Origin of the sequence: Cupriavidus sp. L7L, from assembly GCF_004353535.1 — a bacterium.
Lineage (GTDB): Bacteria > Pseudomonadota > Gammaproteobacteria > Burkholderiales > Burkholderiaceae > Cupriavidus > Cupriavidus oxalaticus_A.
The window spans coordinates 62,430-86,004 of record NZ_SMNY01000023.1; the positions used below are offsets into that span (position 1 = coordinate 62,430).

20 protein-coding genes and 2 tRNA genes are annotated in these 23,575 nt (G+C 66.3%); 10 read left to right on the forward strand and 12 right to left on the reverse strand.

The annotated features are described in order from the left end of the window. Positions 1-53: 53 nt before the first annotated feature. A complete protein-coding gene (gene ppk1, locus E1J61_RS21870; RefSeq protein WP_133096103.1) occupies positions 54-2,180 on the reverse strand; it encodes a polyphosphate kinase 1 in 2,127 nt (708 codons plus the stop codon). 148 nt (positions 2,181-2,328) lie between these two features. Between ppk1 and ppx the strand changes: the two genes are divergently transcribed. Continuing rightward, on the forward strand, positions 2,329-3,861 hold the full coding sequence (gene ppx, locus E1J61_RS21875; protein ID WP_133096104.1) for an exopolyphosphatase: 1,533 nt from the start codon (positions 2,329-2,331) through the stop codon (positions 3,859-3,861). Positions 3,862-3,908: 47 nt separating this feature from the next. Here ppx and E1J61_RS21880 read toward each other — a convergent pair whose 3' ends face one another. The 3 genes from E1J61_RS21880 to infA form a co-directional block, all read right to left on the reverse strand. Then, positions 3,909-4,748, reverse strand: coding sequence for a GNAT family N-acetyltransferase (locus E1J61_RS21880; RefSeq protein ID WP_133096105.1), 840 nt, complete (start codon positions 4,746-4,748; stop codon positions 3,909-3,911). Positions 4,749-5,173: 425 nt separating this feature from the next. After that, positions 5,174-5,650: a histidine phosphatase family protein gene (locus E1J61_RS21885; protein ID WP_133096132.1), complete on the reverse strand. Its 477-nt coding sequence runs from the start codon at positions 5,648-5,650 to the stop codon at positions 5,174-5,176. A 217-nt stretch (positions 5,651-5,867) separates the two neighbouring features. After that, a complete protein-coding gene (gene infA / locus E1J61_RS21890; protein WP_008641674.1) occupies positions 5,868-6,089 on the reverse strand; it encodes a translation initiation factor IF-1 in 222 nt (73 codons plus the stop codon). A 650-nt stretch (positions 6,090-6,739) separates the two neighbouring features. Here infA and E1J61_RS21895 point away from each other — a divergent pair. Further along, positions 6,740-7,261 (forward strand): hypothetical protein, encoded by a 522-nt coding sequence (locus E1J61_RS21895; RefSeq protein WP_133096106.1) that lies wholly within the window; start codon positions 6,740-6,742, stop codon positions 7,259-7,261. 163 nt (positions 7,262-7,424) lie between these two features. Next, positions 7,425-8,183 carry an exonuclease domain-containing protein gene (locus tag E1J61_RS21900; protein WP_133096107.1) on the forward strand — a complete coding sequence of 253 codons (759 nt, stop codon included), beginning with the start codon at positions 7,425-7,427 and terminating at the stop codon, positions 8,181-8,183. A 93-nt stretch (positions 8,184-8,276) separates the two neighbouring features. On the opposite strand, the gene E1J61_RS21905 is transcribed toward E1J61_RS21900, so the two are convergent. Continuing rightward, positions 8,277-8,353 (reverse strand) — tRNA-Pro (locus E1J61_RS21905). Positions 8,354-8,763: 410 nt separating this feature from the next. Between E1J61_RS21905 and E1J61_RS21910 the strand changes: the two genes are divergently transcribed. Together E1J61_RS21910 and E1J61_RS21915 are read left to right on the forward strand one after the other, a co-directional pair. Beyond that, positions 8,764-10,011, forward strand: coding sequence for a GGDEF domain-containing protein (locus E1J61_RS21910; protein WP_133096133.1), 1,248 nt, complete (start codon positions 8,764-8,766; stop codon positions 10,009-10,011). A 51-nt stretch (positions 10,012-10,062) separates the two neighbouring features. Next, positions 10,063-10,139: transfer RNA gene (locus E1J61_RS21915), tRNA-Arg, on the forward strand. Positions 10,140-10,236: 97 nt separating this feature from the next. Here the strand turns inward: E1J61_RS21915 and E1J61_RS21920 are convergent. The 5 genes from E1J61_RS21920 to E1J61_RS21940 all read right to left on the reverse strand — a co-directional run bounded on the left by E1J61_RS21920 (position 10,237) and on the right by E1J61_RS21940 (position 17,076). Beyond that, the gene (locus tag E1J61_RS21920; protein WP_133096108.1) at positions 10,237-10,575 is read right to left on the reverse strand and encodes a copper-binding protein; all 339 of its coding nucleotides are present in this window, start codon (positions 10,573-10,575) and stop codon (positions 10,237-10,239) included. Next, positions 10,572-13,745 carry an efflux RND transporter permease subunit gene (locus E1J61_RS21925; RefSeq protein ID WP_133096109.1) on the reverse strand — a complete coding sequence of 1,058 codons (3,174 nt, stop codon included), beginning with the start codon at positions 13,743-13,745 and terminating at the stop codon, positions 10,572-10,574. The genes E1J61_RS21920 and E1J61_RS21925 overlap by 4 nt, the downstream gene beginning before the upstream one ends. Continuing rightward, complete coding sequence (locus E1J61_RS21930) at positions 13,742-15,292, reverse strand: efflux RND transporter periplasmic adaptor subunit (protein WP_133096110.1); 1,551 nt, start codon at positions 15,290-15,292, stop codon at positions 13,742-13,744. Before E1J61_RS21930 ends, E1J61_RS21925 begins: the two co-directional genes overlap by 4 nt. Continuing rightward, positions 15,289-16,605, reverse strand: a complete 1,317-nt coding sequence (locus E1J61_RS21935; protein WP_133096111.1) for a TolC family protein — start codon at positions 16,603-16,605, stop codon at positions 15,289-15,291. Before E1J61_RS21935 ends, E1J61_RS21930 begins: the two co-directional genes overlap by 4 nt. 72 nt (positions 16,606-16,677) lie before the next feature. Further along, a complete protein-coding gene (locus E1J61_RS21940) occupies positions 16,678-17,076 on the reverse strand; it encodes a copper resistance protein (protein ID WP_133096112.1) in 399 nt (132 codons plus the stop codon). Between the two features lie 468 nt (positions 17,077-17,544). Here E1J61_RS21940 and E1J61_RS21945 point away from each other — a divergent pair, with 468 nt between their 5' ends. Both E1J61_RS21945 and E1J61_RS21950 read left to right on the forward strand, forming a co-directional pair. After that, entirely contained in the window at positions 17,545-18,072 is a 528-nt protein-coding gene (locus E1J61_RS21945; RefSeq protein WP_133096134.1) for a cytochrome c, read from the forward strand. A 188-nt stretch (positions 18,073-18,260) separates the two neighbouring features. Further along, positions 18,261-18,728, forward strand: coding sequence for a nucleoside deaminase (locus E1J61_RS21950; RefSeq protein ID WP_195431970.1), 468 nt, complete (start codon positions 18,261-18,263; stop codon positions 18,726-18,728). 11 nt (positions 18,729-18,739) lie between these two features. Here the strand turns inward: E1J61_RS21950 and E1J61_RS37460 are convergent, their stop codons facing one another. Continuing rightward, positions 18,740-18,898 carry a hypothetical protein gene (locus tag E1J61_RS37460; RefSeq protein WP_165971518.1) on the reverse strand — a complete coding sequence of 53 codons (159 nt, stop codon included), beginning with the start codon at positions 18,896-18,898 and terminating at the stop codon, positions 18,740-18,742. A 15-nt stretch (positions 18,899-18,913) separates the two neighbouring features. On the opposite strand from E1J61_RS37460, the gene E1J61_RS37465 reads away from it, so the two are divergent. After that, positions 18,914-19,075, forward strand: a complete 162-nt coding sequence (locus E1J61_RS37465) for a hypothetical protein (protein ID WP_165971515.1) — start codon at positions 18,914-18,916, stop codon at positions 19,073-19,075. A gap of 170 nt (positions 19,076-19,245) precedes the next feature. After that, complete coding sequence (locus E1J61_RS21955) at positions 19,246-20,535, forward strand: MFS transporter (RefSeq protein WP_133096113.1); 1,290 nt, start codon at positions 19,246-19,248, stop codon at positions 20,533-20,535. Between the two features lie 106 nt (positions 20,536-20,641). Here the strand turns inward: E1J61_RS21955 and fabI are convergent, their stop codons facing one another. Next, positions 20,642-21,427 (reverse strand): enoyl-ACP reductase FabI, encoded by a 786-nt coding sequence (gene fabI / locus E1J61_RS21960; RefSeq protein ID WP_133096114.1) that lies wholly within the window; start codon positions 21,425-21,427, stop codon positions 20,642-20,644. Positions 21,428-21,638: 211 nt separating this feature from the next. On the opposite strand from fabI, the gene E1J61_RS21965 reads away from it, so the two are divergent. Next, entirely contained in the window at positions 21,639-23,537 is a 1,899-nt protein-coding gene (locus E1J61_RS21965) for an extracellular solute-binding protein (protein ID WP_133096115.1), read from the forward strand. Positions 23,538-23,575 lie beyond the last annotated feature (38 nt).

Genomic DNA, 23,575 nt, shown 5'->3' on the forward strand with positions numbered 1-23,575 from the left:
CAAGCCCCGCCTGGCGGCCGCCATGACGGGGCTTGTTGCTTTTCAGGCAGCATTCACGGATTGCCGCCGAACATCGCCAGCATGTCGTTCTGGCTGACGCGCGGATGCCTGGAGCGCGTCTGCTTGCGCACGTAGTTGCCGTCCGGCTGCATGATCCACGCGGAAGCATTGTCGCGCAGGTGCACCTGCAGGCTTTCCTTGATCACGCGCGCCTTCAGCGCCTTGTCCAGCACTGGGAAGGCTACCTCGACGCGGCGGAACAGGTTGCGATCCATCCAGTCGGCGCTGGACAGGTACAGCACCTCTTCGCCGCCCGCGCGGAAATAATAGACGCGATGGTGTTCCAGGAACCGCCCGACGATCGACCGCACCGAGATGTTCTCGGACATGCCCGGCACGCCTGGCATCAGCGCGCAGACGCCGCGCACGATCAGGTCGATCTTCACGCCCGCGCGCGAGGCCTTGTACAGCTCGTCGATGATCGACGCCTCCAGCAGCGCATTCATCTTGGCGATGATCCGGGCCGGCTTGCCGGCGCGCGCGTTGCGGGCCTCGGCGCGGATATGCTCGACCAGGTTGGTCTGCATGGTGAACGGAGATTGCCACAGGTGGTTCAGCCGGATCGTGCCGGCGGTGCCGGTCAGCAGCTGGAACACGTGGTGCACGTCTTCGCAGATCGCCTCGTCGGCGGTCAGCAGCCCGAAGTCGGTATAGAGGCGTGCGGTGCGCGGATGGTAGTTGCCCGTGCCCAGGTGCGCGTAGCGGCGCAGCTTGACCTGCTTGGCCTTGGGACCGGTTGGCTCGCGGCGCACGATCAGCAGCATCTTGGCGTGGCACTTGTGGCCGACCACGCCATAGATCACGTGCGCGCCGGCCGATTCCAGCCGCTCGGCCCAGTTGATATTGGTCTCTTCGTCGAAGCGCGCGAGCAGCTCCACCACCACGGTGACTTCCTTGCCGTTGCGCGCGGCGGTCATCAGCGCTTCCATCACCAGCGACTCGTTGCCGGTGCGGTACACGGTCTGCTTGATCGCGACCACGTTGGGATCGGCGGCGGCCAGCTGCAGCAGGTCGAGCACCGAGCTGAAGCTCTCGTACGGGTGGTGCAGCAGCACGTCCTGCTGGCGCATCACGTCGAACATCGAGGCCCCCGTGGCAAACGCCTTCACCGGCGCCGGCACATAGGGCGGGTACTTGAGGGCGGGGCGATCGACCATGTCGGGGATCTGCATCAGCCGCGCCAGGTTCACCGGGCCGGAGACACGGTACAGGTCCTGCTCGCTCAGGCCCGATTCCAGCAACAGCCGGCGCGCCAGCGGCGTCGGCGTATCGGAGGACACCTCCAGCCGCACCGTGTCGCCGAAATGACGCGTCGGCAGTTCGCCCTGCAGCGCTTCGCGCAGGTCGGTGATCTCGTCCTCGGAAACGAACAGATCGGAATTGCGCGTGACGCGGAACTGGTAGCAGCCGTGCACCGCGATCGCCGGGAACAACTCATGCACAAAGCCCTGCATGAACGACGACAGCATCACGAAGCCGAACGGGTAGCCCGACAGCTTCTCCGGCATCTTCACCACGCGCGGCAGCGCGCGCGGCGCCTGCACGATGGCAAGGTCGGCCTCGCGGCCGAAGGCATCCTTGCCGGACAGCTCGACCACGAAGTTCAGGCTCTTGTTGAGCACGCGCGGGAAGGGGTGGGCGGGGTCCAGCGCGATCGGCGTCAGCACCGGCGCCAGCTCGCGCTGGAAGAACTCGCGCGCCCATTCGCGCTGCGCGTCGGTCCAGGTCGTGGTCAGGTGGAAAAAGACACCTTCTTTTTCAAGTAGTGGAAAAATGGTGTTCTGCAGCATGTCATACTGCGAAGCCACAAGCCGCTGCGTGCGCTCGGTGACAAGCTGGTAAGTCTGCTGGAAGGACAAACCGTCCGGCGTCAGCCCCGAAGCGTTGTCGCGCATCTGTTCCTTCAGGCCCGCCATGCGGATTTCAAAGAACTCGTCCAGATTGCTGGACACGATGCAGATAAACTTCAACCTCTCCAGCAGCGGTACCTTGGGGTCCGCGGCTTGCGCCAACACGCGGGCATTGAATTCCAGGATGCCCAGCTCGCGGTTGAGCAGCGTGCTGGACGGCGTCGTCGACATGGTCATGACCTTCTTTTGGTAATGTGGCGACTTTTTCATAAAATCGTGTCACTTTTATGACAGTTTGATTTTGTCATGAGGCGGACATGACACGGACATATTTTTGCGGGGCGCGTGCGCCGGCGGCGGGACACCTAGCCTGGACCGGGCCACGCAACACGAACGCGAACCAGCTCTCTAGCACACGATGAACAACACTCCACGCCTGCTCGCCGCCGTCGACATGGGCTCGAACAGTTTCCGCCTGATGATCGGGCGGGTGGACGAGACCACCACGGCCAATGGCACCGCGAGCCAGATCTTCCAGGTCGACGCCCTGCGTGAGCCTGTGCGGCTGGCGGCTGGCCTGACGCCCGACAAGTACCTGGACCAGCCCGCGCGCCGGCGCGGCATCGATGCGCTGCGGCGCTTCGGCGACCGCCTGCGCGACTTTGCGCCCGACCAGGTGCGTGCGGTCGCCACCAATACGCTGCGCGTCGCCAAGAATGCATCCGAGTTCCTGATCGAGGCCGAGAACGCGCTCGGCTTCCCGATCGAAGTCATCGCCGGGCGCGAAGAAGCGCGGCTGATCTACCTGGGCGCCTCGCACGATGCGCCGGCCTGCCAGGGCAACCGGCTGGTGGTGGACATCGGCGGCGGCTCGACCGAATTCATCATTGGCAGCGGCTACCAGTCCAAGCTGATGGAAAGCCTGTACATCGGCTGCGTATCGCATAGCCGGCAGTTCTTCCCCAGCGGCAACGTCGACGAATACGCGATGAAGCAGGCCGAGCTGGCCGCGCGCCGCGAGATCCAGGTGCTGGTGCGCCAGTACCGCGCCGCCGGCTGGCAGCAGGCGGTCGGTTCGTCCGGTACGGCGCGCGCGCTGGCCGAGCTGATCGAGCTCAACGGCATGAACGACAACCCGGCCGACCACGGCATCACGCGCGAAGGGCTGGAGCGGCTCAAGCGCGCGCTGATCAAGGCCGAGAACACCAACCGCGTCAAGCTTACCGGGCTGAAGGCGGACCGCATCCCGGTGCTGCCGGGCGGGTTGTCGATCATGCTGGGCGTGTTCGCCGAGCTCGACATCGACCGCATGGACGTCACCGACGGCGCGTTGCGCCTGGGCGTGCTCTACGACCTGCTGGGGCGCAGCCACCATGAGGACATGCGCACCGTCACGGTCGACCAGTTCATGCGCCGCTACGGCGTCGACCGTGCCCAGGCGGGGCGCGTGCGCGGTACCTCGCAGGCGCTGCTGTCCCAGTTCCCGGATCCCGCCAACGAACGGCGCGATGACAACCTGGCGCTGCTGGGCTGGGCTGCGAGTCTGCATGAGATCGGCATGTCGATCTCGCACAGCGGCTACCACAAGCATTCGGCGTATATCGCCACGCATGCGGACATGCCGGGCTTTTCCAAGACCGACCAGGCGCGGCTGGCCACGCTGCTGCTGGGGCATGCGGGCAAGCTTGGCAAGCTGTCGGGCAGCGGCAAGTTCGTCGACTGGCGCATGCTGTTCAGCCTGCGCCTGGCCTTCGTGCTGTGCCGGCGCCGTTCGGACGTCGGCTCGCCCGATATCCGCGTCAGCCAGCTCGCCGAGGCGCTCGACGAGGGCTTCGAGGTGCGCCTGCCCAAGATGTGGATCGAGGCCAATCCACTGATCGAATACAGCCTCGCGCAGGAGGCCGACGAATGGCAGCGGATCGGCAAGCGCTACAAGGTCGTCTACGACTGACCAACGGCTGAGCGCGGAAGAAGGGGCCGCCGCTCGGGCGGCCCCGATCATACGGCCTGGTTCAGGCCGAGGAAGTGGCGGGCGTAGCGCGGGTTCATGTCGTTCACGCGCAGCAGCGTCAGGAAGTCGGCCACGTTGAAATCCGGATCCCAGGCCGGCTGGCCGCAGATCTTTGCCCCGAGGCGCAGGTAGCCCTTGATCAGCGCGGGCGGCTCGACCTCGAGCTGCTGGTTCAGGTCCTCGACCGGCAGCGGCAGGCGCGGGAAGGCATGGTATTCGATCGGTGCCAGGTAGCGCTCGCTGAACAACCGGTGCAGGCTGGCCGCATAGTGGCCGCCGTCGCTCATCGGCACGCTGGCGCAGCCCAGCATCGACTCGATGCCCCAGCGCTGCAGGTACTCGCCCAGCCCGCCCCACAGCGCCATGATGACGCTGCCCGAGCGATAGTCGCGGTGCACGCAGGAGCGGCCCAGTTCCAGCATCTTGGGGCGCAGGTGGGACAGGCGCACCAGGTCGAATTCCGATTCCGCGTAGAGGCAGCCCAGGCGCTTGGCCTGGTGCGGCGGCAGCACGCGATAGGTGCCGACCACGCGCAGCGTGGCCATGTCGCGCACGATCAGGTGGTCGCAGTAGCCATCGAACATGTCGATGTCCAGCTCCGGCACCGAAGACGTCAGGCGTGCGCCCATCTCCTCGGCGAACACCTTGTAGCGCAGGCGCTGCGCCTCGACTACTTCGTCCTGGTGGCGCGCCCACGCCACGCTGAGAGCAGGCGACTCACTTGCCTTATCCGATTGGCGATGAAGACGGCTCCGCGCCGTCTGGCCGGCAAGGCCATTGGGCAAAGAGTCAAAAAGCGGCTGGGTCGGCGTGGGGAGGTCTCGCATCAGTATGTCCTTTTGGTGACGAAACTGTTGCGATGCAATGTAGTGAGCCGCGGTGACATTGCCGTGACCTGGCGATGACGCTTCCGTGACGTCCGGCGAGGTGCTGGTGCCGGTGGCGCCGTTGCGCGACCGGCCAGCTTCGGGGGATGGTTCTGCCGGCGCGCCGGCGGGTTGGCGGGGAAGATGGGGGTCCGACGGGCAATCCATGGAAATCTCCGTGACACCTGTGGTCGAAGCCCATGCCTGGCATGGCGAGGGCGGCGCGGCCAGAGGGCTGCGCCGTAGCGACTCTAGGGAGCGGAGAATGCGGCTGCCATCAGCTATTTCGGATTTTTGCCGGGCGCGACCATGCCGGCCATGCCAGAAGCTGCAGCCGGCTCATGCGTGCCGGCTGCAATGGCGAAGTCGGAAATATCTGGGCCGCGTCAGAGAAATTCGGGATTGATAACCGCGCGCAGCACGGTCTGTGCCTCGCTTTCGCGGGTCCGTCCAGTCAGCCACCAGATGCCTGCCTTGCGCACGCTCCAGTCCATCTCGTTGCCGGCCAGAAGCAGGCTGGCGACGCGGCCGATCCATGGCTGGTGCCCGACGACCACCACGTGCTCGGTGCGTTCGGGCCATTGCACCGCGGCCAGCACCGCGCTGACGTCGGCGCCGGGGGCCAGCTCCTCGACGATCTGCGCGTTGCCCGTCAACGCCGCCGCGGTTTCGCGGGTGCGTACGGAGGGGCTGCACAGCACGCGCGTGTCCGATGGCAGGTGCGCACGCAGCCATTTGGCGGACGCCTCCGCCTGCTTGCGGCCGCGGCGCGTCAGGGGCCGCTGCATGTCGGCATGGCGGCTCAGGCTGAGGGCGTCGGGGAGGTCTTCGGCTTCGGCGTGGCGCCAGAGGATCAGGTTCATGTCGGGTGTGGCGAGGGTGATGCTTCGAGTATGGTGAAGCTGCCCGACCAGCGCAAGCGGATGGCTGGTGCCACGAATTGCCGTAAACGAAGTCGGGCCGCCCGTCGGGCAGCCCGCAAGTGTGTCCGGGCGCGGTGTCAGCTCCATGACAGCGCGTCGGCAACGCCCCGGAATTCACTTGTGCGGCAGGAGCGGCGGGCTCCGGCCGTGCGAAGACTCAGGACTTGTGGCGGAAGTTGATGCGGCCCTTGGTCAGGTCGTAGGGCGACATTTCCAGGGTGACGCGGTCGCCGGCCAGGATGCGGATGCGGTGCTTCTGCATCTTGCCCGAAGCGTATGCCCAGATTTCCACGCCGTTTTCCAGCGTGACACGATAGCGGTTGTCGGGCAGGGCTTCCGACACCACGCCGCCAAATTCAATGAGTTCTTCCTTAGCCAATCTGCTTTCCTTTTCGGCAGCCCGCGAAGGCTGCATGGTTGCGTTATCAAAAATTCCGGTCCGGTTCGTCCGGCCCGAGGGCACGGCGCGAACCGGCGCACATTCGCCAGGCTGGCGAACCGCGCCAATGAAGTCGTTCGGGGCAGGCGCACGCGGACGATGCCGCGCGGCGCCACGCGTGGCGCCAGATACTCGATCCATGCCGGTCGCGCCCCGGCCAGGCGGGCACGGATTGCCTGGCGTGGACACTGCCGGTGACGGCCTGGGTGGCCGTTCGCTACGCGGAGCAGGGCGGGCAGGTGTACCCGGTGGTTCGCCAGTTCTGGTGTCGCCGCGGATGGCCGCGCCGGCTGCTGCTGAGCGCTCGCGAGAGCGCGCTGGTGAGAACGCCCGGTTACAGGGATGCACGGACACCCCGGGGCTACTTGCTCGCATATTGTATCACGTACGCAGTTGCAGCATTGCCCCTGCGAACATGGGGAAGCCGTGGGACAACTGCGCATTGTGCAGCGCATGGTCCATGCCATGTCAGGTGATGTAAGAAGCGCTTCGCGTATCCGGCATGCCTTGGTATTTGCCTCGTATGAGCTAGAACTAACTCGTACGGCCGCCGGGAGTCAGCGGGGCCGGAATCTCGCAAGGAGACTGCCATGGAACTCCATCTGGACTCGCACCGCTTCGTCCGCTGCACTCCGGACTGGCGGGCCGCCGTGGTGGCCGGGCTGATCGCCGGTGCAGTGTATATGGTGCTTGAGCTGCTGACGGCGCGCTTCCTGCTGTACCAGGGCGCCTGGGGCACGGTGAAGATGGTGGCGGCCATTATCCTCGGCCGCGAAGCGCTTTCCGCCGATGCCTTCAACTGGACCGTGGTGCTGTCGGCCGGCACGGTTCATTTTGCGCTGTCGATCATACTTTCGGCAGTGCTGGCGATGATCCTGTCCTCATTCCGTCTCGATTCCAGCATGGGGTTGGCGTCGCTGGTCGGCATCGTGTTCGGCGTGGTGGTCTACCTGGTCAATTTTTATGTGTTCGGCAGCTATTTCAACTGGTTCGACGAGGCGCGCGGGTGGGAAAGCCTGTTCGCCCACGCACTGTTCGGGCTGGTCGCGGCGGATGTGTACGTGAATCTCGAGCGGCGCCGCGGCGATTCCACCGACCCGCAGCAGGCCTGAGATGGCCGGCCTGGTGCCGAGGCGCCGGCCATCTCCAACCGATGGCGCCTCCGGCTAGCCCATCTGGTTGATATGACGTTTGGCACCCCCGCACTACGCTAGAGGCAAACGACCATAGCGGCCGCCGCCAACGTGCCTTGCGGACGGCTACACCGGAGTGCCCATGCGGGTCGCAATCGTCAGTACCGAGACAACCGGGCTCACGCCAGTGGACGAGCCTGTCAGCATCGGCCTGCTGCTTGTCGAAGTAGCGCCGAGGGCGGGCAGTCTCGTGCGCGAAATCACTGACTACTACGGTTCGCAGGAGCCCACCGTGCCGATCAGCGAGGCCGCTACCGGCATGCACGGCCTGACCGCCGAAATGCTGCGCGGGCAGCGCTTCGATGTCGGTGCGATCCGTGCCATCGTCGAGGATGCTGACGTGCTGGTCGCCCATGGGGCCGAATTCAATGTGCGCATGCTGGAAAAGGTGCTGCCCGAGGTACAGCGCAAGCATTGGCGCTGCTCGGTGCGCCAGGTGCGCTGGTCCCAGTATTTCCATGCTCCCAACCACAAGCTCGATACGCTGTGCGAACACCTGCGCATCTTCCGGCCGCGACCGCAAATCGCGCTGGACGACTGCCTGGCGCTGTCCAAGCTCCTCTTCCAGCAGATGGGAGCGGTAGGGCAGGCCACGCCGATGGGCTTCCTGCTGGCGCAGCCGGACTATGTGCCGCGGACTGTCGTGCACGGCGCGGCGGCCTCCCCGGCCAATGCGGCGCCGACAGCGCCCGTATCGCCACAACGGGACGGCGGCCCGGGCTGGCAGCCTCAGGTCGACAAGCAACACGACAGTGCCAGCCGCGGCCTTGTGCTGGCGGCAGTGGTGCTGCTGCTGATCGCGGCCGCACTGCTCTGGCCCGACATGATGCCGCGGTGGTGAGCGGGTCCGACGCAGTCGCGCTGGGGCGGGCAGAAAGAAAAACGGCCTGGACATTGCTGTCCAGGCCGTGTTCCTTGAAGCCAAACTTAAAACTGGTCGGGGCGACATGATTCGAACATGCGACCCTCTGATCCCAAATCAGATGCGCTACCAGGCTGCGCTACGCCCCGAAGCCGAGCATTGTAGCGCGCGCCGGCAGGGCCGGTCAATCTGGCGTATCCGGCACATCGCGGTGCGCGAGCCGTTCCGCGGGCGCGCTCCCCCTTTTGGCGGGGGACACTTTGGCTTGACTTGGGTTTGCGCGCTGCGATAATCCGCACACCGCTCTTAGTCCGACCGGCGTGATGTCGGGAATGCCGGTTTGCAGATTCCTTCCGGACTGGCCTGATCACCATAACAAGAACGGCGCTCCCTGTCCTGGCGAGCGCCTCGGCGCGTTGGCTTTGCCGCTGGCAACGCCACGGCGGCCCGACACAGGATATGCGGCAATCGATGACAACGGTCCGGCACAGGACCGGCATAAAAAGGGGAAAGGCGGCGCCTGGCGGGGCGCCGTTGGTCGCCTTGGACGGGAATGAAGATGTTTCAGTCGCATATTGTGGTGCTCATCGCAGGGCTGTTTGCCGTGCAGATGGCGGTGGTTTGCGTCGTATTGCGTCGATCCGCGGGCATGGGCCGCAGTGGCCTGACGTCATGGGCACTGGGCAATGCCGCCGCGGCGATCGGCTCGGTGCTGGCTGCGGTGCAGGACGCGCGCCCCGCGTGGCTGGTGCCGGACGCAACCGATCTCGCGTTGCTGGCTGCGTTCGCCTTGATGGCGATCGGGGCGCGTCATTTTGCTGGTCGCTCCGGCAAGACCGGGCTCCTACTGGGAACCTGCCTGGCTGCCGCTGTCGGCGTGGCATGGCAGTTGGTGGCAGCCGGCATCCCCGATGCGCCGCTGGCAGGGCTGCAGATGGCGCCGCTGCTGACGGCATGCCATATCGGCTTGCTGCTCGACGTGACCCGCAGCATCGGCCCATCGGTGCGGACTTCCCGCGGCGTCGGGCGCCTGGCTGCCGCTTCGCTGGTGCTGATTGCCCTTGCCGTGGCCGCGACCAATGCATGGACCATGGCCTTGCCGGTTGCCGCGCTGGTGCAGGGCGGCGCCTGGCCGCGGCCATTGCCGTGGGACGGCGAACTGGCCATGCTCAACGTCTTTGCGCTGGTTGGCCTCTCGGTCAGCTTTGCGCTGATGGCGCATGACCGGTTGCGGCGCATGCTGGAGCGGCGCGCGCGGCATGACGACCTGACCGACGTGCTGCTGCGCGGCGCCTTCTGGGAAGCGCTGGAGCAAGCCTGCCTGCAGGCCGAGCGCCAGCGCAAGCCGTTGACCGTGGCCTTTGTGGACCTGGACCACTTCAAGGCGATCAACGATGTCTACGGCCACCTGGCCGGCGACAGCGTGCTGCGCCACTTCGCCGGGCTGCTGCGGCGTACCAGCGGCCCGCACGACGTGCTCGGGCGACTCGGCGGCGAAGAGTTTGCCATCGTCATGCCCGATACCGTGATGGAAAATGGCCGGCTGGCCTGCATGCGGCTGGCGACCGCCGTGCGCGCGAGCCCTTGTCCTTCCGAGCCGGATGCAATCGCTTACACCGTCAGCATCGGCCTTGCCACGCGCAACCCCGGGGAGGGCGCCGACGCGCTGATGCGCCGCGCCGACCGCGCCTTGTATGACGCCAAGCTCAAAGGCCGCAACGGCGTATCGATGCACCCGGTTGCCGGCAACCATGCGTCGGCGGCGGGCCGCTACGTCACCCGCGCGAACGAGCGCCTGGCTTCCTGAACGCCTCCGATCCGCACTGCGGGCCGGCGCTGCGGTAGAATGCACGCCTTCGCGTCCTTAGCTCAGTTGGATAGAGCACTCGCCTTCTAAGCGAGCGGTCAGAGGTTCGAATCCTCTAGGACGCGCCAAGCACGTTTTGCGGGCGATCGCCTGCATGCTCCGGTCACCGGCGTGGCCCCGGGAAATGCCGTTCCGGCCATTTGCCGTGTGCCACCGCGCCTTGCCTTACTTGTGCCGTAGGTCAATCACTGTCGGCTTCCCTTCGATCGTGTCGAAGATAGCGGAAACCGACTCGCCTTCCTTGAAGTTCTTCAACGAAGCAGGGTCCTTGACCGGGAACGCCATGGTCATTGCCTGCATCCCGAGGTTCTCGATCGGCCCATGCTTGAGCGTGACCTTCCCGGTCCGCGCATCAATCTTTTTGATTTCGGCCGCAACGGCGCGTGGGGCTTGCCGGGTTGCGGCAGGCGTCTTCATGTCCATGCTGTCCATCGAGCCGGCAGCAAATGCGACCGGCGTGGCAGCAAGGGCCAGGGCGGCAGCGAACGTCTTGACGTGGTTCATTTCGGGTCCTCCTGAAGTGAGGGATCGGGGGAAAGAGAAGAAGCCGCCTTCGCGTGACGGCGGCGCAGTAACAAGTAGACGGCCGGTACCACGAACATCGATAGCAGCGGGGCGGTCACCATGCCGCCGACCATGGGGGCCGCAATACGCTGCATGACCTCGGAGCCGGTGCCGTGCGACCACATGATGGGAACCAGGCCAGCCAGGATGACGGCGACGGTCATCGCCTTGGGGCGAACGCGCAGGACTGCGCCTTCCTGGATCGCATCCAGCAAATCCGTGACGCCGGTCTCTCCGTTCTTGATGCGCTCGGCCCATGCCTGCTTCAGGTAGAGCAGCATGATCACGCCGAACTCCGCCGCGACGCCAGCCAGCGCGATAAACCCGACAATGCCGGCCACGGACAGGTTGTAGCCGAGCAGATAAAGCAGCCAGAATCCACCAATCAGGGCGAGCGGCAGGGTGCCCATGATGAGGATCGCCTCATCCAGGCGGCCGAATACCAGGTAGAGCAGCACGAAGATGATCAGCAGCGTGAACGGTACCACGACCTTCAGCCTGCCGGTGGCGCGCTCCAGGTACTCGAACTGGCCCGACCAGCTCAGCGAGTAGCCCGCGGGCATCGGCACCGCCTTTGCTACCGCGGCCTGCATGTCGTGCACGGCGGAACGCAGGTCGCGTCCGCGAATGTCGACATAGATCCAGCCGGACAGGCGCGCATTCTCGCTGCGCAGCATCGGCGGGCCCTGCACGACTTCAACGCGGGCCACGTCGGACAGCATGATCTGCAACCCCTTGTCGGTCACGATGGGGAGGCTTCGCAATTGCTCGATGGAATCGCGGTAGTCGCGCGGATACCGGACGTTGATCGGAAAGCGCGCCAGTCCGTCGACCACTTCGCCGACATTCTCGCCACCGATCGCGGATGACACGATGCCTTGCACGTCCTCGATATTGAGGCCATACCGGCCCGCGGCCCTGCGGTCGATATCGACGTCGATATAGCGGCCGCCGGTAAGGCGTTCGGCCAGCGCGGAGGTGACGCCCGGGACGTTCTTGACGGCTTCCTCGATGCGGGTGGCCAGCCGGTCGATCTCCATCAGGTCCGTGCCGGCCACCTTGATGCCGACCGGGCTCTTGATCCCCGTGGCGAGCATGTCGATCCGGTTGCGAATCGGCGGCACCCAGATGTTCGACAAGCCCGGCACCTTCACCACGCGATCCAGTTCCTCCACCAGCTTGTCGGTGGTCATGCCCGCACGCCACTGATCGCGTGGCTTGAACTGGATGGTGGTCTCGAACATCTCGATGGGAGCCGGATCGGTGGCGGTATCGGCGCGGCCGGCCTTGCCGAACACGGTCGCAACCTCGGGCACGGTCTTGATCAGGCGGTCGGTCTGTTGCAGCAGCTGCGCCGCCTTGCCGGCGGAGAGCCCGGGCAACGCCGAAGGCATGTACAGCAGGTCTCCTTCATCGAGAGGCGGCATGAACTCGCCACCGATGCGCATGATCGGCCAGGCGCTCGCTACCAGCAGCAGCGCCGCGATTGCCAGTGTGATCTTCGGATGCGAGAGCACCCTGGCGAGCAATGGCTGGTAGCCACGGATCAGCCACCGGTTGAGCGGATTGGCCTGTTCCAGTGGAATCTTGCCGCGGATCATGTAACCCATCAGCACCGGCACCAGCGTGATCGACAAGCCCGCGGCGGCGGCCATCGAGTAGGTCTTTGTAAACGCCAGCGGCGAGAAGAGCCGCCCCTCTTGCGCTTCAAGCGTGAATACCGGGATAAACGAGAGCGTGATGATCAGTAGCGAGAAGAACAGGGCCGGACCGACTTCCGCAGCGGAATCGCCGACGATGCGCCATCGCTCCCGTGCGGACAGTTCCCCTCCCGGGTTGTCGGCGTGCCAGTGCTCCAGGTGCTTGTGCGCATTCTCGATCATCACCACCGCCGCATCGACCATCGCGCCAATGGCGATGGCGATGCCGCCAAGGGACATGATGTTGGCGTTCACGCCCTGATAGCGCATGACCAGGAACGCAGCCAGCACGCCGAGCGGCAGCGAGACAATGGCGACCAGGGCCGAGCGCAGGTGAAACAGGAACACCAGGCAGACCAGCGCCACCACGATGAATTCCTCGATGAGCTTGGCCGTCAGGTTATCCACGGCGCGATGGATAAGCGCCGAGCGATCGTAGGTGGTCACGATCTCCACGCCCTTTGGCAGGCTCGTCTGCAGGGCGGCAAGCCTGGCCTTGACCGCGTCGATGGTCTCCAGTGCATTCTTGCCGGATCGCATCACGATGACGCCGCCCGCGACTTCGCCCTGGCCATCGAGCTCGGCAATGCCGCGCCGCATCTCGGGGCCGAACTGAACGGTGGCCACGTCGCCGAGCCGTACCGGGATGCCGGCCTCGCTGGTTACCAGCGGGATCTGGCGGAAGTCATCGAGCGTCTTCAGGTAGCCACTGGCCCGCACCATGTACTCGGCTTCTCCCAGCTCCAGCACGGACCCTCCGGTTTCCTGGTTCGCACCCTTGAGCGCCGCCAGCACCCTGGCCTGCGATAGGCCATAGGCACGCAGCCGGTCTGGCATCAGCACGATCTGGTACTGCCTGACCATCCCGCCCAGCGACGCGACCTCGGCCACATTGGGCAGCGACTTGAGCTCGAAGCGCAGGAACCAGTCCTGCATGGCGCGCAACTGGCTGAGGTCGTGCTGCCCGGTCTTGTCGATGAGGGCGTACTCGTAGATCCAGCCCACGCCGGTCGCGTCGGGCCCAAGCGCCGGCCTGGCGGCGGCGGGGAGCCGGGATTGCACCTGGTTCAGGTATTCCAGCACGCGCGAGCGCGCCCAGTAGAGGTCCGTCCCATCCTCGAACAGCACGTAGACGAAGGAATCGCCGAAGAACGAATAGCCGCGTACGGTCCTGGCGCCGGGCACGGACAGCATCGTCGTGGTCAGCGGATAGGTGACCTGGTTCTCCACGATCTGTGGTGCCTGGCCGGGGAGCGGCGTACGGATGATCACCTGTACGTCGGACAGGTCCGGCAATGCGTCGAGCGGCGTACTGCGCACGGCCCACAAGCCCCAGGCGGTGAGCATGGCGGTGGCCAGCAGGACCAGGAAGCGATTCCGGATGGAAGCAAGGATGAGCCGCGCAATCATGGCCTGGCTCCGTGTGCAGAGCTGGCGGGCTCCACCGACGACAGGATCGCCGCGCCTTCGTTGTTCACGCGGAAGCGGAAGCGGATGCGGTCACCTGGCTTGAAGCCCTTCGCCATGCCTGTCGGCGGTGCGGCAAAGTCCATGGTCATGGCGCCCCACTGTATCGACTGGATCGGGCCGTGGGAAATCGTCATGCCTTCAGCGCTCACCGCCTCCACACGCCCGACGCCTTCGTGCTCCGGCCCTGCGGCCGCGGCGGCGGGTGCCGAAGCGGCTGGCGCTGCCGTCATGCGCTGCGCGGTACCGCGCAGGCTGGCTTCGGAGTCGATCAGGAACTGGCCGGATACCACGACCTTCTGTCCGGCCTTGAGGCCCTCGATCACTTCGGTCTGTCCGCCAGCCTCGGCACCTGTCTTGACCTCGACGGGACTGAAGCCACCCTGGCCGGTTTCCACCATGGCAAGCGTGCGCGTCCCGGTGCGGATCAGCGACTCGGTCGGGACAAGCAGCCGGTCCGGTCCGGGCGGGGCACCAAAGCGGGCAGTCACGAACATGCCAGGCAGCAACTGACGATCCCTGTTCTGCAACTCGATCCGTACCTTGATCGTCCGGGTGCCTGGGTTGATGTCCGGAAGGATGGCGTCGACCTTGCCAGTCAGCGCTTGTCCGGGCAGCGCTGCCGCGATTGCCGACACGGCTTGTCCGGGCCGTAGCTGCGCGGCCTGGCTCTCCGGCACTTCGGCCAGCACCCATACCGTGGCCAGGCTGGCAATGCGAAAGAGCGTCGTGCCGGGGGACACCGTCATGCCCTCGCGCGCGCCGATCTCGGTGACGATGCCGTCTGCCGGACTTGCAACGGTGAGCCGCGGCTGCAGCTTGCCGGTGTCCTGCACCAGGCGGATGTGGCTGTCGGCCATGCCGGCCTGCCGCATGCGGGCAATGGCGGCTTCGCGCAAATCGCCCTGCAGGTTACCGCTCATGCGGGCCACGGCCAGGTACTCCTCTTGCGCGGCGACCCAGTCAGGCGAGTAGATCTGCGCCAGTGGCTGGCCTTTACGGACCGGGTCCAGCGTCGTCCTGGCATAGGTGTGCTCGACGAACCCGGTCGTACGGGCCTGCAGCACTTCGATGCCGCGTTCGTCGATCGCGACATTCCCTGGAACTTCCAGTGCGGATGCCAGGCGACCCAGCTTGACTTCCGCGGTTCGAATGCCGAGGCTTTGGCTGACACGGCTATCGATGGTGACAGCCGCGCCGCCACCGGCGTCTTCGTACACGGGTGACAGCGCCATATCCATGAATGGCGACTTGCCAGGCTTGTCAAAGCGCTGGCCCGGCACCATCGGGTCATGCCAATAGAGGATGCGCTTGCCGTTTCGGGGATCGATATCCCCGGCCTTCAGGCTCGCATCGCCAGGGTCGCCCGCCGGCGTCGTCGACGCGGCCGTATGCTGGCGTCCCTGTTGCTGGCCGAGGTAGTAGGCACCGGCGACGCTCGCCACCACAGCGAGGGTTGCTCCTGCCCGTGCAATCGTGGTCCTTTTCATTGCTGGACTCCTTGCGGAAACATGGCTTGTGCGGCAGTCGGCAAAGGCATCAGGAAAGCGAGCTCGGCCCAGAGCCTGGCGGTAGCTGCCTCCAGCTTGAGCCGCTCGAGCGAGAGGTCGAGCGCCTTGCGGCTGGCCTCGGCCACCGCTGTCAGGCTGCCGGCGCCGGCGCGATAGGCGCTCAGGGCCGCCTCGGTCTGCGCCTTCGCCAATGGCAAGGTGGCATTTCGATAGCGCTCCAGGCGCGAGCGGCCGAGTTGCAGTTCGGCCTGCTTGCCGCGGAGCTGTCCAATCACGCCGCGGCGTACCGATTCGGCTTGCGCCCGTGCGGCATTGGCCTGCGCGAGCCTGGAGGCCAGTTCGCGATCCTGGCGATTCTTCTGGTCCCACGGCACCGGCAGCGAAACATTCAGCGACACCATGTTCGAATAGGCGGGACCGCGCTGGCTGTACATCAGTTCGACGCTGACGTCCGGAACCTTGCTCTCGCGCGCGAAGCGGCTTTCCGCGTCGGCCACGCCGACCTGGGCCTGCGCGGCGGCAACCTCTGGCAGTTGCGTGGCGCCGGCAGCGTCGAGCGTATCGAGCGTATCGAGCCAGGCCGGCGCATCGAGCGCGGGGCGCTCGGTCAGCGGCAGTTCCGCAGCGTCGCCGACCCACCGGCGCAGCATCGCCCGGGACGAAGCGACCGCGGCGCGGGCTTCGTCTTCGCGATCCTGCAGTCGCTGCCATTCAATCTCGGCCGCCAGGATATCGGCACGCGAACCGCGGTTGCCGCGATAGGCGGCCTGTGCCGCATCCACCAGCAGCTTGATCGACTGCGACTGTTCGGTGAGCACGCCGTATGCGCGCTCGGCATACCAGCGCTCGAGCCATGCTGTGGCGGCGCCGCGCTGCACGGCGGCCAGCGCCACCGTGCGTTGGGCCTCGGCCGAAGACGCTTCGGCCTCGAAGCGCTCGGCGCGGGCCTGGCGCTTCGCCGCGCGCGTGAATTCCTGCATGACGCTGATCGACCTCATGGTCATCGAATCCGTGCCAAGCGAGAACCGGTCAGGGCCATTCGCCGGCACGTTGTTGACGCCGACCTTCAGCACCGGGTCCGGCAACTGCTTGCCGGCTACTGCCATCTCAATGGCTGACTGGACCGCCGACCGCGATGTCTCGGCATCCGTCGAACGCGACGATGCGCGTGCGACCGCTTCCTGCAGGGAGAGCGCGGCCAGGGATTCCGCCCGTGCCGGATGGACAATGGCAAGCAGCGTGATGGCGAGCACCAGCCGGCGCCCGCACATGGTGGGGAAACGCAAATGCATAAAGCCTCCGCAAAGCAACGACCGCCCTGACGCCTTTGGCTCAGGGCACGATGGCAGGCGTTGCTTCGGAGGCTACGTTCGGAAACAGCAGTTGAGGATAGGGAGGGGGCGTGGCGGCGCGCGCGGAATTGCGTCGCGGGAAACCGCTACGCGATGTGCCAGTACCGGTACCGGGGTGGGCACCACAATATTGACGAGCACCGGATGGAAGGCGGGAACCTGGGGTGTTGCATGGTCGGCCGACTTGGAGCCGAGCTGGCAGTGCTCCTGGCAAAGCCCGTCATGCATGCCCGGCGCGGCGTCTTCCTTTGCCATGTCGGGGCAGGCTTCCGTCATGCCGGGCATTCCCTCCATCGAGCCAAGCGAATACCGGCTGCCCTCGCAGGCATACGCTGCCGCTGCCAGTTGCACTGTCAGGAAAGCGCTCAGCAGGAATACGGCAAGCAAGAGCCGATGAAGGGGAGTACGCATGTTGTGATGCCGGTGTGGCACGAATGGTAGCAGCCTTTGCCTGCTTGCAGCATATGCCGGTTGTGGCGCTTTGTCGCACGTCAAGCGCATGCTGCCGGCCATGGATGGGAGCGCCAATTCGCCAGACACCTTACCGGGATGTAATGGCCGCGTAACGTCCTGGTGAGAGAAGGCCTCATACGATGGATTCGCGGGTGCGCCCGCGTTTGGGAGCCAATGGGGGAGCCACATTGGGGAGCCACATTGCCTCCCGGCCGCCCTTTGCGATAGTGTTGCCGTACCCGCTGATGCATTTCTTCCATGGCAGCCAAAAGGAGCCAGGGGCAACGCCACGGTAACAGGCAAAGCGGATGCCTCGATGGGTCCCCGGCCGCCGATGATTGCGGCGCTGGCGATGAGCCTGAGTTCTGCCTCGGTCATTACCAATGCGTTGCGGCTCAGGCGGGCTGCTACTTGACGCGAGCCAACATGGAAGATTCAAGCAAGCGACGCTGGCGCATCGCTGGACTGATCGCACTCGGCGCGGCGGCTGCCGCCGCCGTTGCGCTGCAGGCCAAGCGATATATCGAGGCGCCCATCCCTGCCGGAAAGGCAAGCGATGCGCGGCAGCTTCGCATCGATGCCTCCGATACGGTACTGGTTGCGCAGGGTCGGAAGATCTACGCGCAGCAGTGCGCGTCGTGTCATGGCGCCAGCCTGCAGGGGCAGCCCGAGTGGCGCCAGCGACTGCCAAGCGGCCGGATGCCGGCGCCTCCGCATGATGCTTCCGGCCACACGTGGCATCATCCCGACGCCGTGCTGTTTGCCATTACCCGGAATGGCCTGGTCCCGGGCGTTACCGCGCCGGAGGGCTATGAGAGCGACATGCCGGCGTTCGCACCGTTGCTGTCCGATGCAGATATCATCGCCGTGCTGGCGTATATCAAGAGTACCTGGCCACAGAAAATGGCAGCCGCGCAGCGGGAGGCAACGGAGCAGTACGCCGGTCGCCGGTGACGCGCCGCACCGGGTCCCGGCGAAAGCGTCGCCGTCAAGCCGCGTTGCGGCTCAGCACCGGCAGCGAGCTGGAACCAAATTCGCTGTATAACAACTTGCCGCACGCCGCGCACGCACGCTGGCCTATAGTCTGTCAGCCAGCCACCTCATCGGCCCAACCAGGGCCGAGCCCTCACAGGAGATAACGCGTGTCGACCACGGAAACCTATCTGATCGATTCCATCCGCCTTGCCATGGAAAACGTGCGGGAGCGCAACACCTGGCCCTTCGGCGCCGTGGTGGTCAAGGACGGCAAGGTGCTGGCGCGCGCGGTCAACGAGGTGGAAGCCACCTGCGATCCCAGCGCGCACGCCGAAATGCAGGCAGTGCGCGCCGCGAGCCGTGCACTGGGCAAGCCCGACCTGAGCGGCTGCACGGTCTACGCCAGCGGCTACCCGTGCCCGATGTGCCTGACGGCGATGTACCTGGCCGGTGTCGGGGCGGTCTACTACGCCTATTCCAACGAAGACGGCGCGCCTTACGACCTGTCCGCGGAGCGCGGCTATGTCGAGCTGGCGCGGCCTGTCGAACAGCGCGAGATGAAGCTGGCCTACCTGCCGGCGCGCGACGAAGGCCCAGACCTGTATGAGGCGTGGCGCGAACGGCAGGACCGCTAGGGCATAGGCCTTCACCGGATGCCGCGCAATGCCTTGTCCGCGCGGCCGTGCAGCGCGCGACTTCCTGCCCGCAGGTGCTCCAGCACCCGGGCGGCGCGCGGCGACAGCGGCCACTCGGCACGATGGACCAGCCAGAGCGTATCGACCGCCGGCGGGCCAGAGTCGACCAACTTGACCGCCTCCGCATGCGCGAAGGCCTTGCGCGCACGATCGAGCTGGCGCGCGCGATGCGCGAGGGCGGCCTCGACCTGCTCAACGTCAGCGTCGGCTCTCCACGCCCGACGCCGTCGTGGGTACTGCCGGCGCCTTACGCGCACTGGCTGGAGCGCTGCCGGCTTCAGGCCTGAGCGCGGGCCGGGCGTGGGCTGAACGCGGCGGCGTGCCGGCACGTTTCCGCGTTTTGCCGCACAATAACGCCTTGCGCGCCGCACAGGAGCACGCTGGATCACCAGAGGCGGGGTCATCGACCCGCCCGGCAGCGGGCGGCATTTTCGTAGAACCCCCTGCAATCCTGTACATGGCCGCCCCACATGCACACGCCGCTGCGGACGCCGTCCGCGGCGTTCCGCCTTCCGGCCCCTCGCGCGATGCGAGCACGCCGAATCTTTCCGACCACCCTGCAAAGGCCAGACGGCCGGCAAGTTCCGGCCGCCTCGCACTGCTGGCGCTTGGCGTCGGCAGCTTCGCCATCGGTACCGGCGAATTTGTCATCATGGGTCTGCTGCCCGATGCCGCGCGCGACCTCGCCATCTCCATCCCCGAAGCCGGCCACCTGATCAGCGCCTATGCGCTGGGCGTGGTCATCGGCGCGCCGCTGCTGGCGGTGCTGGGCGCGCGCTGGCCGCGGCGCAACCTGCTGGTGGCGCTGATGGCGGTGTTCGCGGCGGGCAATCTCGCCAGCGCGATGGCGCCGGCCTACCTGTCGATGCTGGTGGCGCGGCTGCTGACCGGCTTCCCGCACGGCACCTACTTTGGCGTGGCGGCGCTGGTCGCCGCGGGGCTGGTGCCGCGCGAGCGGCGCGCGCAGGCGGTAGGACTGGTGATGCTTGGGCTGACCAGCGCGACGCTGGTCGGCGTACCGATCGCCGCCACGGTCGGCACCTGGCTCGGCTGGCGATCGGCGTTCGTGATCGTGGGTGCGCTCGGCGCGCTGACCGCGCTGCTGGTGTGGCGCTGCGTGCCGTTTGTGCCGGCCGACCGGCATGCCAGCCCGCTGCGCGAGCTGTCGGCGCTCAGGCGCAAGCAGGTGTGGCTGACGCTGGGCATCGGCGCGATCGGGTTTGGGGGCATGTTCTCGGTGTTCAGCTACATCAAGCCGACCATGCTCGAACTGGCGCACATGCCGGCCGCGGGCATCCCCGTGGTGCTGGCGCTGTTCGGCGTCGGCATGGTGGTGGGCAACCTCGCCGGCGCGCGGCTGGCCGACAAGGCGCTGATGCCGACCATCGGCGGCGTGCTGGTGTGGACCGCGCTGGTGCTGGGCGCCTTCACCTTCACCGCGCCGCATGCGTGGCTGGCCGCAGCCAATGTGCTGCTGGTCGGCACCGTGGTGGCACTGGGCCCGGCGCTGCAGATCCGGCTGATGGACGTGGCCGGCGATGCGCAGGCACTGGCGGCCGCGCTCAACCACTCGGCGTTCAACATGGCCAATGCGCTCGGCGCGTGGCTGGGCGGCGTGACCATCGCAGCCGGCTATGGCTGGACCTCGACCGGCTGGGTCGGCCTGCTGCTGGCGCTGGGCGGCCTGGCGATCTATGCCTGGTCGGTGCTCGACATGGACCGCCGCGGCGCCACTGCCACGGCTTGATCTTGCTCGCGGCGCTACGACAGCCGGCTTGCAACCTGCCAGGAAAAAAGGGCGCCATCGCTGGCGCCCCTTGTCGATTCCGGCGCTGCGGCCGGCAGTGCTGCCCTCAGGCGTCCGCGACGCTCGCGCCGACGATATTGAAGCCGCCGTCGACGTAGGTGATCTCACCGGTCACGCCGCTGGCCAGGTCGGACAGCAGGAAGGCGGCCACGTTGCCGACTTCGTCGATGGTCACGTTGCGGCGCAGCGGCGCGGCCTGCTCGAAGTGGCCCAGCAGCTTGCCGAAGTCCTTGATCCCCGACGCGGCCAGCGTCTTGATCGGGCCGGCCGAGATGCCGTTGGCGCGGATGCCGCGCGGGCCGACCGAGGAAGCCAGGTAGCGCACGCTGGCTTCCAGCGCGGCTTTGGCCAGGCCCATGGTGTTGTAGTTGGGAACCACGCGCTCGGCGCCCAGGTAGGTCAGCGTCAGCAGCGAGGCCTTGTCCGACAGCAGCGGCAGCGCGGCCTTGGCCAGCGCCGGGAAGCTGTAGGCGGAAATGTCATGCGCGATGCGGAAGCCTTCGCGCGACAGGCCCTCGAGGAAATCGCCGGCGATGGCTTCGCGCGGCGCAAAGCCGATCGAGTGCACCAGCCCGTCGAACTTCTCCCAGCGCTGGCCCAGCGCGGCGAAGGTCGCGGCGATCTGCTCGTCGCTGCCGACGTCGCACTCGAACACCATGTCGGTACCGAATTCCTTGGCAAACTCGCTGATCCGGTCCTTGAACCGTTCGCCGACATAGGTGAAGGCGAGTTCGGCGCCTTCGCGCTTGCACGCGGAGGCAATGCCATAGGCGATCGAGCGGTTCGAGAGCAAGCCCGTGATAAGGATCCGCTTACCTGCCAGAAATCCCATAAGTTCTCCAAGGTGGTGTATCAGGCACGCTTCCTGCGTCCGCCGTGCGGCCGTGCGCGTGCCCTGGCTGTTCTGCGGCCGTTTTATTGCGCCGCGCAGAGGGAATGTCCGGATGGCTGGCGCCACCCCGGACGCATGTAAAATTGTCTCATACTTGGCCCGGCCGCAGAACGCCGGGACCCCAGAGGTCATAGTGGAGGAATCCAACGGGATGCCTATTCAAGCACGTTGGCCGCTTCAGGCGGCATGGCAGTGCTTCCGGCGGGATGCGGTACTGCGGTTCGGGCTGGCGACCATGCTGGCGGCGGGGGTCTCCCTGGTCTCTCTGGTCTCTTCCCCGGCCATGGCGGCGCATGGGTTCGCGCTGCACGGAGACCTGAAGTACGCCGAGAATTTTCCGCACTTCGACTATGTCAACCCCAACGCACCGGCTGGCGGCACGCTCACGCTCGCCAATCCGGACCGGCGCACCAGCTTCGACAAGTTCAACCCGTTCACGCTGAAGGGCACGTCGGCGCCCGGGCTCAATGCGCTGATGTTCGAGTCGCTGCTGGTCAGCAGCGCCGACGAGACCGCCAGTGCCTACGGCCTGCTGGCCGAGGACGTCACGGTCGCGCCGGACGAGATGTCGGTCACCTTCCGCATCCGCCCGCAGGCGCGCTTCTCCAATGGCGACCCGGTGCTGGCATCTGACGTCAAGCATTCTTATGACATGCTGATGAGCAAGGCGTCGAGCCCCGGCTACCGCAGCATGTGCACCGATGTGAAGGCGGTGGTGGTGACCGGCGAGCGCACGCTGCGCTACGACTTCAAGCAGCGCAACCGCGAACTGCCGCTGATCGTCGGCGCATTGCCGGTGTTCTCGAAGAAGTGGACCGCCAAGGTGCCGTTCGAGAAGCTGACCTTCGAGCCGCCCATCACCAGTGGCCCCTACCTGATCGAGCGCTACGACGCCGGCCGCGGCATCATCTTCAAGCGCGATCCCGGCTATTGGGGCAAGGATCTGGCGGTGCGCCGCGGCACCTTCAACTTCGCGCGCGTGGTCTACCGCCTGTACAAGGACGAGACCGCCAAGCTGGAGGCCTACAAGGCCGGCGAGTTCGATGCCATCGTCGAGTACCGTGCCAAGAACTGGGCCAAGAGCTACCAGGGCACGCGCTTCCGCAACGGCGAGCTGATCAAGACCGAGTTCCCGCACCGCAACGGCGCCGGCATGCAGGGCTTCGTGATGAACATGCGCAAGCCTGTGTTCCAGGACGTGCGGGTGCGCCAGGCGCTGATCCTGGCGCTGGACTTCGAATGGCTGAACCGGCAGCTGTTCTACGGCGCGTACAAGCGGCTGGACAGCTGGTTCTCCAACAGCGAGCTGGCCGCCAGCGCCACCTTCGACGGCCGGCCCGGCCCCGGCGAGATGGCGCTGCTGGAACCGCTGCGCGCCGAGCTGCCGCCCGAGGTCTTCGGCCCCGACGTGGTGCAGCCCACTACCGCGCCGCCTCGGTCGCTGCGCGACAACCTGCGCCTGGCCCGGCGCCTGCTGGCGCAGGCCGGCTGGACCTACACCGACGGCGCGCTGCGCAACGCCAAGGGCGAGCCTCTGGTATTCGAGTTCCTGGACGACGGCGGCGCGATGAGCCGCGTCATCACCACCTATGTGCGCAACCTGGAAAAGCTCGGCATCCAGGTGCACCAGCGCACCACCGACTTTGCGCTGTACCAGAAGCGGCTGGAAGACTTCGACTTCGACATGGTGTCGATCCGCTTCCCCGACTCGCAGAGCCCGGGCAACGAACTGCGCGACCGCTTTGCCAGCGAGGCCGCGACCACGCCCGGCTCGGACAACCTGTTCGGGCTGAAGTCGCCGGTCGTCGACAAGCTGGTCGACAACCTGCTGCATGCCCATACCCGCCAGGAGCTGATTACTGCCGGGCGCGCGCTCGACCGGGTGCTGATGCACGGCTACTACATCGTGCCCAACTGGTACAGTGCGTCACACCGGGTCTCGTACCGCAAGGAACTGGCTTATCCGGAGCGGCTTCCCTATTTCTATACGGCCGAAGGCTGGATCCTGAGCCAGTGGTGGCGCAAGGACGTCCAGCCGCAAGCGCGCTGACGCTTTCAGTGCAGATTAGCTAAAGGACAAGGACCGGC

Bases quoted from the DNA above. Each gene is read 5' to 3' on its own strand.
- E1J61_RS21940 (WP_133096112.1), bottom strand. From the start codon at position 17,076: ATGCGTACTCCCCTTCATCGGCTCTTGCTTGCCGTATTCCTGCTGAGC.
- E1J61_RS21885 (WP_133096132.1), bottom strand. From the start codon at position 5,650: ATGAACCTGATCCTCTGGCGCCACGCCGAAGCCGAAGACCTCCCCGAC.
- E1J61_RS21895 (WP_133096106.1), top strand. From the start codon at position 6,740: ATGGAACTCCATCTGGACTCGCACCGCTTCGTCCGCTGCACTCCGGAC.
- E1J61_RS21965 (WP_133096115.1), top strand. From the start codon at position 21,639: ATGCCTATTCAAGCACGTTGGCCGCTTCAGGCGGCATGGCAGTGCTTC.
- E1J61_RS21925 (WP_133096109.1), bottom strand. From the start codon at position 13,745: ATGATTGCGCGGCTCATCCTTGCTTCCATCCGGAATCGCTTCCTGGTC.
- fabI (WP_133096114.1), bottom strand. From the start codon at position 21,427: ATGGGATTTCTGGCAGGTAAGCGGATCCTTATCACGGGCTTGCTCTCG.
- E1J61_RS21900 (WP_133096107.1), top strand. From the start codon at position 7,425: ATGCGGGTCGCAATCGTCAGTACCGAGACAACCGGGCTCACGCCAGTG.
- E1J61_RS21935 (WP_133096111.1), bottom strand. From the start codon at position 16,605: ATGCATTTGCGTTTCCCCACCATGTGCGGGCGCCGGCTGGTGCTCGCC.
- E1J61_RS21945 (WP_133096134.1), top strand. From the start codon at position 17,545: ATGGAAGATTCAAGCAAGCGACGCTGGCGCATCGCTGGACTGATCGCA.
- ppx (WP_133096104.1), top strand. From the start codon at position 2,329: ATGAACAACACTCCACGCCTGCTCGCCGCCGTCGACATGGGCTCGAAC.
- E1J61_RS37465 (WP_165971515.1), top strand. From the start codon at position 18,914: ATGCGCGAAGGCCTTGCGCGCACGATCGAGCTGGCGCGCGCGATGCGC.
- E1J61_RS21930 (WP_133096110.1), bottom strand. From the start codon at position 15,292: ATGAAAAGGACCACGATTGCACGGGCAGGAGCAACCCTCGCTGTGGTG.
- E1J61_RS21910 (WP_133096133.1), top strand. From the start codon at position 8,764: ATGTTTCAGTCGCATATTGTGGTGCTCATCGCAGGGCTGTTTGCCGTG.
- E1J61_RS21955 (WP_133096113.1), top strand. From the start codon at position 19,246: ATGGCCGCCCCACATGCACACGCCGCTGCGGACGCCGTCCGCGGCGTT.
- ppk1 (WP_133096103.1), bottom strand. From the start codon at position 2,180: ATGAAAAAGTCGCCACATTACCAAAAGAAGGTCATGACCATGTCGACG.
- E1J61_RS21880 (WP_133096105.1), bottom strand. From the start codon at position 4,748: ATGCGAGACCTCCCCACGCCGACCCAGCCGCTTTTTGACTCTTTGCCC.
- E1J61_RS21920 (WP_133096108.1), bottom strand. From the start codon at position 10,575: ATGAACCACGTCAAGACGTTCGCTGCCGCCCTGGCCCTTGCTGCCACG.